General features: G+C 70.3%; 9 protein-coding genes. 2 read left to right on the forward strand and 7 right to left on the reverse strand.

Translation table 11 applies throughout. The features are described 5' to 3' along the window. The first annotated feature begins 143 nt into the window (after positions 1-143). Complete coding sequence (locus AB0I10_RS38670) at positions 144-1,205, forward strand: ATP-dependent DNA ligase (protein WP_363157434.1); 1,062 nt, start codon at positions 144-146, stop codon at positions 1,203-1,205. Between the two features lie 34 nt (positions 1,206-1,239). Here the strand turns inward: AB0I10_RS38670 and AB0I10_RS38675 are convergent, their stop codons facing one another. The 3 genes from AB0I10_RS38675 to AB0I10_RS38685 all read right to left on the reverse strand — a co-directional run bounded on the left by AB0I10_RS38675 (position 1,240) and on the right by AB0I10_RS38685 (position 3,605). Further along, a complete protein-coding gene (locus tag AB0I10_RS38675; RefSeq protein WP_363157442.1) occupies positions 1,240-2,229 on the reverse strand; it encodes an MASE1 domain-containing protein in 990 nt (329 codons plus the stop codon). A gap of 64 nt (positions 2,230-2,293) precedes the next feature. Next, positions 2,294-3,127, reverse strand: a complete 834-nt coding sequence (locus AB0I10_RS38680) for a PP2C family protein-serine/threonine phosphatase (protein ID WP_363157435.1) — start codon at positions 3,125-3,127, stop codon at positions 2,294-2,296. 238 nt (positions 3,128-3,365) lie between these two features. Beyond that, entirely contained in the window at positions 3,366-3,605 is a 240-nt protein-coding gene (locus AB0I10_RS38685; protein ID WP_363157436.1) for an acyl-CoA carboxylase subunit epsilon, read from the reverse strand. A gap of 378 nt (positions 3,606-3,983) precedes the next feature. On the opposite strand from AB0I10_RS38685, the gene AB0I10_RS38690 reads away from it, so the two are divergent. Then, entirely contained in the window at positions 3,984-5,246 is a 1,263-nt protein-coding gene (locus AB0I10_RS38690; protein ID WP_363157437.1) for a Dyp-type peroxidase, read from the forward strand. A gap of 113 nt (positions 5,247-5,359) precedes the next feature. Here the strand turns inward: AB0I10_RS38690 and AB0I10_RS38695 are convergent, their stop codons facing one another. From AB0I10_RS38695 to AB0I10_RS38710, 4 genes are all read right to left on the reverse strand, one after another. Next, entirely contained in the window at positions 5,360-6,520 is a 1,161-nt protein-coding gene (locus AB0I10_RS38695) for a type III polyketide synthase (RefSeq protein ID WP_363157438.1), read from the reverse strand. A gap of 52 nt (positions 6,521-6,572) precedes the next feature. Next, positions 6,573-7,778: a cytochrome P450 gene (locus tag AB0I10_RS38700; protein ID WP_363157439.1), complete on the reverse strand. Its 1,206-nt coding sequence runs from the start codon at positions 7,776-7,778 to the stop codon at positions 6,573-6,575. A gap of 201 nt (positions 7,779-7,979) precedes the next feature. Continuing rightward, a complete protein-coding gene (locus AB0I10_RS38705) occupies positions 7,980-9,149 on the reverse strand; it encodes a lipase family protein (protein WP_363157440.1) in 1,170 nt (389 codons plus the stop codon). An 84-nt stretch (positions 9,150-9,233) separates the two neighbouring features. Further along, positions 9,234-10,361 (reverse strand): AraC family transcriptional regulator, encoded by a 1,128-nt coding sequence (locus tag AB0I10_RS38710; protein ID WP_363157441.1) that lies wholly within the window; start codon positions 10,359-10,361, stop codon positions 9,234-9,236. Positions 10,362-10,479 lie beyond the last annotated feature (118 nt).

Raw genomic sequence — 10,479 nt, forward strand, 5'->3', positions numbered from 1 at the left:
CACCTGACTACCTGCACCGCCTACTGGCTCAAGCGCCCGTCGCTCCACCGCCCGCCCCTGCCGGGCCTGTGCCAGCAATTTCGAGCCATCCCGGGAGCCGTCCCGGCGCGCGGGAAGCGGGGCGAGCCTCCAGGATCGGGACCATGGATCTGCCTGTCATGCCCCCGGTCTCCCCCATGCTCGCCAAGCTGGTGACCAAGATCCCCGCCGGCATGCAGTACGAGGCCAAGTGGGACGGATTCCGTGTGATCGTCTTCCGGGACGGCAGGGACATCGAGATCGCCAGCCGTACGACGAAGTCACTCACCCGCTACTTTCCCGAGGTGATCACCGCCGCACGGGCCGAGCTGCCGCCGCGGTGCGTCGTCGACGGCGAGATCGTCATCGCCCATGACGGCCGGCTGCACTTCGAGGAGCTGCTGGAGCGCATTCATCCGGCGGACTCACGGGTGCGCACGCTCGCCGAGCGGACGCCCGCCTCGCTCATCGCCTTCGACCTGCTGGCCCTCGGCTCGGAGTCGCTGATGAACGAGGCGCAGTCGGCGCGGCGGGAGGCGCTGGTGGAGGCGCTCCGGCCGGCCCGGGCGCCGGTGTACACCGCGCCCGCCACCACGGATCAGGAGCTGGCCCGGAGCTGGTTCACACAGTTCGAAGGGGCGGGACTGGACGGGGTGGTCGCCAAGCCGCTGGACCTGCCGTACCGGCCCGGCGACCGCTCCATGTACAAGATCAAGCACGCCCGCACCGCGGACTGCGTCGTCGCGGGCTACCGGCTGCACAAGAGCGGACCGGTCGTCGGGTCCCTGCTGCTGGGGCTGCACGACAGTGCCGGGCACCTCCAGCATGTCGGGGTGTGCGCCTCGTTCCCCATGGCGAAGCGGCGCGAGCTGGTCGAGGAGCTGGAGCCGCTGCGGATGGACGACGTCTCGGGCCATCCCTGGGGCAACTGGACCGACGAGGCAGCCCACGCTTCCCGGCGGATGCCCGGGGCACCCAGCCGGTGGAGCGGCGGCAAGGATCTGTCATGGGTGCCGCTGCGTCCGGAGCGGGTGTGCGAGGTGGCGTACGACCACATGGAGGGCAGCAGATTCCGTCATACGGCCCAGTTCCGCCACTGGCGGCCCGACCGTACGCCGGAGAGCTGCAGCTATGACCAGTTGGAGGAGCCGGTCGGCTACGACCTGGGGGAGCTGCTGGGCGGCTGACGGGTCGCCGGGGCATTCCCCCCGGGGCGGCGGTTCACCGCTTCTCGCCGTCCTCGGGCGGCCACTGGTGCCGGCTCTCCCCCGGCGCGAGGCGGTCCACCACCTCGGCCAGATCGAGGCAGACCTCTTCGATCTTCCGCCGGATGCTGTTCTGCTCGGTGACGATCGCCGACAGCAGCAACGCGGTCAGCGCCGCGGACCCGTTGAGGGCCTGGAGATTGACCATGGCGTGAAGGAGGGTCTGGCCGGTGAACGGCCCGGACTGCTCGGTCGCCGCCCTGATCGCCAGCACGGACAGGACCAGCACACAGGGCGCCGAACCGACCAGCTGGAAGCGCAGCGCCGCCCACATGATCAGCGGAAAGGCCAGAAACAGCACGGAGAGGGCGGTCCTGGTCACCAGGAGCGAGACCACGACACAGCCGCCCGCCAGCGCCGCCGCCTCGAACCACCGGTAGACGCGGACGTCCCGGGGCCACCGGAACGTACGGAAAGCCAGCAGCAGCGGCGCGACCACCAGCACGCCCATCGCGTCCCCCACCCACCACGACACCCACGTCGGCCAGAAGCCGCCCTCCGGCAGGGCACCCGTGACCAGCAGGGTCAGGCCGCCCATCGTCGCGCTGACCAGCATTCCGGCGAAGGCGCCGAGGGCCACCAGCGCCACCCCGTCGCGCAGCCGGTCCATCTCGACGCGGAAGCCGACGCGGCGCAGCATCAGGTAGGAGCACACCGGCGCGAGGGTGTTACCGACGATGATCCCCAGGACCCCGGCGTCGACCGGGCCGAGCGACGCGACGACGAGAAGCGTCCCGACGGCGATTCCCGGCCAGGTCCACAGGCCGAGGTAGAACAGGCAGCTCAGGGCAATGCCCGTGGGTGGCCACAGGGGCGTGACCACCGCACCCCCGATCACCACTTGCTCCAGCAGGCCGACCTGAGCGGACGCGTAGTAGACGGCGGCGAAGGCGAGGATCTTCAGGACTGCTGTAGCGAGACGCCGGAATTCCTCGGTGCGCACCACATCAGCCATCAGACAACGCCGGTGTCCCGGCGTCGGCCACGACACGCGCGCCCGCACCCGCGCTTCACCCGGGCCTGTCCTCCGCCGCGTCGTAGCACAGGACGATCACCGCGGCGTCGTCCTGGTGCCCGGTGTACTCGGCCACGCTCATCGCCCCGGCCGCCACCTCGGCCGCATCGGCACCGACCTTCTCGCTGACGATCCGGGCCACCTTTGCCAACCCCACCTCGATCGGGAACGACGGCCCTTCGATCACCCCGTCGGTGAGCAGCACATACATGCCCGCCTTGGTGAGCCTGCGGTGGGTCACCGGGTACGACTCCCCCGGCAGGATGCCCAGCGGCAGGCCCCCCGCGTCCTCGGCGAGGCCGAACCGGCCGTCGGCGGTGGCCCAGACGCCGGGTACGTGGCCGGCGCGGGCGCTGCTCAGCTCCCAGGTGTCCGGGTCGAAGCGGAGGAATGTGCAGGTCGCGAAGAGGCCGCAGTCTACTGAGAGGAGCAGGTCATTGGCCCGGCTGAGCACCTCCCCCGGGTCGGCGGCGCCGGCGGCCACGGCGCGCAGCCCGATGCGGATCTGCCCCATGAAGGCGGCCGCTTCGACGTCGTGGCCCTGCACATCGCCGATGCAGAACGCGAGCCCGCCGTCCGGCAGCGGGAAGCCGTCGAACCAGTCGCCGCCGATGTCCAGGCCGTGCCGGGCGGGCGCATAGGTGGCGGCGGCCTGCAGCCCCGGCACTTCCGGCAGGGTCGCCGGAAGCATCTCGCGCTGCAGTGCCTCGGCGAGTTCCACCCGTGCCTGCTGAAGTTCAGCCCCTTCCCGCGCCTGAGCGGTCAACCGCCCGAGCGTGGTCAGCAGGTCGTCGGCGCTCGCCGACCGCGGGGGACGACGCCGAAGCATGGACCGCTCCAAAGTGCATCGGTTCATGGGCCACTGCGGGGTGCTCCCCGCGCAGCGTTTCCGTTCTGGCCTCCTGACCTGGGGATCCCGCTCTTTCCCGCCTTCATCATATTTCCGCGGTTTGACTTCCGCTTGACGACGGGAGGTGCGCACGGAGCGGGCCGGCCGGAGACGGTCTCGGCCATCGCGGCGCGCTCCCGTTCCATCTCCCGGGCAGCGGGCCCGGCGTCCGTCGGGCTCAGGCGCAACTCCAGCAGCCGGACCAGCAGGCGGTGCGGACCGTGTGGCCCCTCATGTCGTGTGCGGCGGGGCGCTTGCGGCGGTGGTGCTGGTCGTTGACGGCGTGTGCGTGGATGAGATGGGCGGCGCACAGGATGACGGTGATCGCGGCGAGATCCTCGGGCCCGGCGGTTCCCCTGTCGATACGCAGCGGGACATCCGGCAGGGCGTGGGCGGAGGGCGAGGTGGAGGTGCTCATGTGTGGGGTCCATGGGCTCGACGGGGAGGGACGGGGGCAGGTGGGGGTGTGACGGTTGCTCAGGGCGTTCGACCGTGCCGGTGTTCCGGCAGGTCACAGGGCCGACGATAGGAGCGCGGGAGGGCGGTGGCGCGTGGGGGCAGGGTCCGTCTGGGCCATCCGTGGCAGGTCCGCGCGCGATGCGGCGCACGCTCGGCGGTCCCCGCCTGGGGCCGATCGGCGGACTTCGCTGCGTCCTCACGCGTGACATCGGGCGGCTCGACGACGTGTCGGCCATGGCCTTGGCGTCACGTGCGGAAACCATCGCGCAGGGTTGTGACACAGCCCAGGTGTTTCGAGAAACGGGTACCGGATGACGCAGGCAGGGATGGCAGAACGATGAAACATGATCTGACCGGCGAAGGCCGTGCTCTGGCGGGCGATGAAGGGCGCCGCGGGTTTCTCAAGTGCGCGGCGGGGATCGCGGGGGCAACGGCCGCCGGGAGTCTCGGCGGGCAGGCGTACGCCGCGCCAGCGGACCGGAGCGGGGGCAGCACGCCCTTCGACAGAAGGCCCCCCAGGAGGATCCCGTTCCACGGGAGCCATCAGGCCGGCATCACGACACCGCAGCAACTCCACGCGAGCTTCCTCGGGTTGGATGTGCTGGCGAACGACCGCAAGGAGCTCAAGAAGCTGCTCAAGAAGATCACCGATCGGGCCCGCCTGATCACGGGCGGGGTGGGGAAGGACAAGCACCAGCACGAGGACGTGCAGCCGACCGAGGACCTGCTGACCATCACGCTCGGCGTGGGCGCGTCGCTCTTCGACGACCGGTTCGAACTCTCCGCGCACCGGCCCCGGCATCTGAAGCCGATGCCGTCGTTCCCCAACGACCAGCTGAATCCGGAGCGCTGCCACGGCGATCTGTCGCTGCAGATCTGCGCGGATCATCCGGACGCCTGCAACCACGTCATCCGCGACCTGTCGCGGGAGACCAACGGACTGATCCGGCCGCGCTGGCGGACGGACGCGTACCTCAATCCGCCGCGGCCCGTCGGGACCCATCCGCGTACCTTCGTCGGCTTCAAGGACGGGATCGAGAACCCGGACGTCACCTCGAAGAAGCTGATGAAAAAGCTGATGTGGGTGACGGAGGAGGCCGGCGAGCCGGACTGGGCGCTGGGCGGCTGCTATCAGGTGCTGCGCCTGATCCGCCTCGACGTGGAGACATGGGACAAGGTGCCCGCCACCAAACAGGAGCAGATCTTCGGGCGGCACAAGTCGAGCGGGGCTCCGCTGGACGGGGACGAGGAGACGGACAAGCCGCACTACCGCAAGGACCCGCACGGCGAGAAGATTCCGCTGGACGCGCATATCCGGCTCGCCAATCCGCGGACCAAGGCGACCGCCGACTCCCGTATCTACCGGCGTAGTTACAACTACGACGAAGGATTCGACAGCGACGGCAAGATGAGCATCGGGCTGATGTTCTGCTGCTACCAGCAGGACGTGGAGCGGCAGTTCGCCACCGTGCAGCGGCGGTTGGAGCACGAGGCCTTCGCTCAGTACATCGCGCCCATCGGCGGGGGCTACTTCTTCACGCTGCCCGGTGTGAAGGACGAGGAAGACTATTACGGGTCCGCGCTCTTGAAAGAGGGCTGACCCCACCCGACCGCGCAACTCGCGGTATGGAAGCGGCCGGTGGCGTGTGCTGGATGTCACGCCACCGGCCGCAGGATTTCCCGGCTCTCCCGGAGAGGGCTCTGCCGCCTACCTCACCGGGCGGGTGCGGCCGCCGATCCGTCGACGGGCCCGCCCAGGGTGTCGGGAGGCGGCCTGCCTATGGGGGAGAAACGGACCGCGTCGTGCGACGCGCTGTGGTCCGGCGACGCCGCCGTCCAGCGGCCCAGCACCATCTCCGCGGTGATCCCCGGGCCGAACCCGGCTATCAGGCCGGTGCCGGGAGCGGGGACCTTGCCCTCGTCGAAGAGCCGGTCCAGCGCGTCGAAGACCACCGCGCTGGCGATATTGCCGCGTTCGGTGAGCGTCGCCCGGCTGAACCGGAACGTCTCCGGCGAGAGGGACAGGAACTGGGAGAGGTCGTCGAGGATGCGCGGGCCGCCGGCGTGCACGATGTAGAAGTCCAGGTCCGTGACGTCCCAGCGGTGCTGCTCCGCCAGCGTACGCAGGGCGGGGGCGAGCATTTCCATCGTGCCGGGCACCCGCTTGTCCAGAAGGAAGTGGAAGCCGGTGTCCCGGACCGCGTAGGAGATCCAGTCCTCGGTGTCCGACACCAGGTGCGAGCCGTTGCGCTCCAGCCATACGCCGTGGCCGCCCTTGCCGCGTACCACGGCGGCGGCTATCGCGTCGCCGAACAGCCCGTTGGACAGCAGCGATCCCACACCCAGGTCGGTCGGCTGGTAGCACAGCGAACAGAACTCGCAGGCCACGATGAGCACATTGGCATCGGGGTAGGCGCGACAGAAGTCGTGCGCCCGGTTGATCGCCGCGCCGCCGGCGGCACAGCCCAGCTGGGCTATCGGCAGCTGCCGGGTATCGGTGCGGAAGCCCAGCTCATTGATCATCCACGCGGTCATCGACGGCATCATGAAGCCCGTGCAGGAGACATAGATCAGCAGATCGATCTCCTCGGCCGTCACTTCGCCGTGGTCCAGCGCCCTGCGGACCACCTCGGGCACCCGTTCCTTGGCCTCCGCGGTGTAGAGCGCGTTGCGTTTCTCGAAGCCGGGATGTCGGAGTGTGGCGTCGATGGGCTGGACGAGATGGCGGGTGCGCACGCCGGTGTTCTCGATGAGCCGTAGGACCAGGCCGAGTTGCTCGTGTCCCGCGTGCAGGGAGCGGGCGAGTTCCAGCGTCTCTTCGAGGGTGATGATGTGTTCGGGCACGGCTATGGCCGGTCTGCACAACGTTGTCATGGCTGGTTCCCTCCAAGGGTCCAGTCGGCGGACGTCGTCGGATACGCCGGCCTCACCAGGCGACCGGCAGGGCCAGCGGATAGCGCCAGATCGATCCGGTGTTCCAGTCGATCTCGTCCTCCGGTACGGCAAGACGCAGATGCGGGAAGCGGTCGAGGAGCGTGCCGATGGCGACCTGGAGTTCCATCCGGGCCAGGTGGGAGCCGAGGCAGTGATGGGTGCCGTAGCCGAACGTCATGTGGTGCGGGCTGCCGCGTTCCAGGTCCAGCTCGCCGGGCCGCTCCCACATCTGCGGGTCGCGGTTGGCGGCGAGGTAGGAAACGTGGATCACCTCTCCTTCCCGTACGGTCACGCCGTCGATCTCGACGTCCTCGGTGGCCACGCGGGCGATGCCCACTCCCTGGCGGAAGGGGATGAAGCGCAGCAGCTCCTCCAGGGCGGTCGGGAGCAGTTCGGGGTCGGTGCGCAGCTTCGCGAGCTGTTCCGGGTGGGTCAGCAACGTGTACGTGATGTTGCTGAGCTGGTACGTGGTGGTGTCGTGGCCCGTCACGAGCAGCACCATGCCCAGGACGGCCAGCTCCTGCGGGTCGAGGAGTTCGTCGCCGTCCCTGGCGGTGGCCAGGCTGCTCAGCAGGTCCTCGCCCGGGTCGCGCCGCCGCTGGGCGGTGAGATCGGTGAAATAGGCGCGCAGCTGCTTCTTGGCCTCGTCGGCCGCCTCCCGGTCGGGCACCCCGACGGCCATCATGTCCATGGCCCAGCCGCGCAGCTGGCGGCGGTCGCTCGCCGGGATCTCCAGCAGCTCACAGATGGTGGTGAGCGGCAGCCGCGAGGAGAGGAACCGGATGAGGTCGGCGGGGGCGCCGTGCTCGGTCATCTCGTCGAAGAAGCCGTCGACGATGCGCTGTGTGGTCGAGCGCAGCTGCTCCACCTGGCGGTTGGTGAAGCCCTTGGCCACCAGGCGGCGCAGCCGGTTGTGTTCCGGTGGGTCCATGAGATTGATCGCCTCCACCTGGGCGATCGGGGCGGGCGTCATACGGGGTAGATCGCGCCCGATGCCCGCGGCCCGGCTGAACCGGCGGTCGGTGGTGACGAATTTGACGTCGTCATACCTGGTCACCAGCCATGCCTCGCCCTCGCCGTGCGGCATGCGGATACGGGCGATGGGCGCCTCGTTCAGCAGCTGCTGTAGCAGTGGGTCGAATTCCAGGCCGTTGGTGTGGGCGAAGGGGCACTGCCAGACCTCGGTGTCAGGGCTCACGGCTTACTCCAACCTCAGGGGGACATGGAGATGTAGACCCCGCGGCGGGTCCCCCATGCGCGGCACGCCGGGGTATCGCCCGACTGGCCCCAACATCCGACCCGTATGGCGCAGTCCGGCGTGCGCGGAGCCCCGGGTCACCTCTGCCGTCGAGGTGACCCGGGGCTCCGGGTGGGCGCGGCGCGCGCTCTGCGCGGTCGGTCAGCCGCAGTTTCCGTTCGCCGGCTTGCCCGCGAAGCGGTCGGAGAGCCAGTTGGCGGCCGGTGTGGCGCCCACGATCGCGCCGACGATGTGTTCACCGAGCGGGATCGAGGTCCACCGAACGTTGGCGCCCTTGCCGCACCAGTCGGCGCGCAGCTGCTTGCCGACCGCATACGGGATCAGTTCGTCGACGGTCCCGTGGTAGAGGTACACCGGGGCGTCCGGCTTGCGTGTGCCCAGGTTGGAGGCGCGCAGCCGCTGCTGCCAGTCCGCCTCGTACAGTGGGTTCCTGACCGTGAAGTCCGAGATCTTCTTGAAGGCCCCGGCGACGGTGTCGATGGCCACGCAGTTGTTCCGCATGAAGTCGACGTACTTGCGGCCCTTGTCGTTGAGGTACTTCTCCAGGTGCAGCTCGGGGAAGGCCGCGTTCTGGCCCACGGCGGCCATCAGTATCAGTCCGGCTCCGACATTGCCGTTGTTGGCGTCCGCGACCTTCGTGAGATCGCCCGGGACGCCGCCGGTCGCGGTGCCCTTGACCTGGAGTTCGGGCGCGTAGGACCGGTGCAGCTCGGCCGCCCAGCTGCTGGCCTGGCCGCCCTGCGAGTAGCCCATGATGCCGACCGGTGAGTCCTTGGTAACGCCGGCCGCGGCCGCTTCGGGGAGCCGCTGCGCGGCGCGGGCGGCGTCCAGGACGGCCTGTCCCTCGGCTCGCCCCACGGTGTAGGTGTGATCGCCTGGGGTGCCCAGGCCCTCGTAGTCGGTGACCGCGACGGCCCAGCCGCGGGACGTCAGCTGCTGGATGAGGTTGGCCTCCATCGTGGTGCCCTTGGGGAAGCCGGCCGAGGGCGCGCAGGAGTCGCCGAGGCCGACCGTCCCGACGGCGTAGGTGATCAGGGGGCGTGGGCCCTGCTTGCCGTCCTTGGGGACGATGACCGTCCCGGAGACGGTGTTGGGGGTGCCCTTGGCGGTGGTGGAGCGGTAGGTGATGTGCCAGGCCCGGGTGTTGGTCGGCTGGCCCGGAAGCGGGTGGAAGGACGTAGGGGCGGACGTCACGAGGTCGCCGGGGCTGCCGGCCGCGGTCTGCCCGGCCGACGCGGCGCCCGCGCCCGTGAGGCCGAGCGACAGGGACAGGGCGGCGAGGGCGGTGAGTGCTGTGGAGCGACGGTGCATGCGGCTCTCCCAACTGACGCATGTGCTGGGGTGGTTGGGGCGACCGTAGTGACTCGTGGGTAAGGAAGGTGCTGACCGGGACGCTCAGCTTTGTTGACCCGTTGTCTCATGACGGTCATGGCAGGCCGACAGCTCATGACGGTCATGGCCGCGGTCCGGCAGGTCACGGCGGGCTCCCGCGCCGTTCCCGTTCAGCCGGTATACGCCGGGCGTCGTCCCCGTCCACCGGCGGAAGGCCCGGTGGAAGGCGGTGTCCTCCGAGAAGCCGATCCGCGCCGCCAGTTCGGCGATCGGCTCCTGCCCCGCGACCAGCGAGGCGATCGCCGCGTCCCGGCGCACCGAGTCCTTCAGCCGCTGGTACGAGGTGCCCTCGGCCTGCAGCCTGCGCCGCAGCGTCGCCGGGCTCACCGCCAGCCGGGCCGCGACCTCGCCCACCTCCGGCAGCCGCGCCGGGGCCTCGGCCCGGAGCGCCTGGGCCAGGGTGCGCCGCACCTGCTCGGCGACGGTCGTGCCGTAGTCGCGCCGGCTGAGCAGATCCGCGGGCGCCCGCCGCAGCATCGCCGCCAGCGCGGCCTCGTCCCGTACGACGGGCGCGGCCAGCCAGCGTGCGTCCCAGCCAGCGGCGGTGTGCTCGGCGCCGAAGCGCACCGGGCAGCCGAAGAGGACGTCGTACTCGTGGGCGTGGGCCGGTGCCGGGTAGGCGAACCGGGCCCAGCGCAGCGGGATGCGCCGCCCGATCAGCCAGCTGGAGAGCCGGTGCCCGATGATCAGGACGCATTCGGAGAGGAAGTTGCCCTCGTCGTACGGGCGCAGATCGTTGCGCACCGAGAAGACGGCCTCCTCGGACCCGTCCGCGGCGGCGGCCGTTTCGACGGACATCTCGGGGCCGCCGGGGAAGAGCCCGTAGAAGCGCGCCGCCCGGTCCAGCGCCGATCCCAGGTCGTGGCAGCCGAGGCAGGCGTGGCACATCATCGCGAAGGTGCCGCGGCGGCTGGGGGTGGGTCCGAGGCCCAGGAATTCGTCGCCGGTGGCATGGTGCAGCGCCTTGACCAAGCGGGTGAACTGCTCGGGGGTGACCCGCGCCCGGTCGTCGCCGAGCAGCAGTGGCGGGATCTGCGCGGTCTGGAGCAGCGGTACGGTGTCGATCCCGAGCCGCCGCGCCCCGCTCAGCGCGGCCCGCACATGGTGCATCGTGATCGTCAGCCGACTCATGCCGAAACCTCGCTCCGCTCGGCCTCACATTCGCGCAGCACGCACCCCTCAACGCCACTCCCCCTGGGGGCACCTCCCAGCGGTAGCCGGGGGACTTCGGCCGGTGGGTCCCCCATGG

The organism is Streptomyces sp. NPDC050636 (assembly GCF_040654775.1).
Lineage (GTDB): Bacteria > Actinomycetota > Actinomycetes > Streptomycetales > Streptomycetaceae > Streptomyces.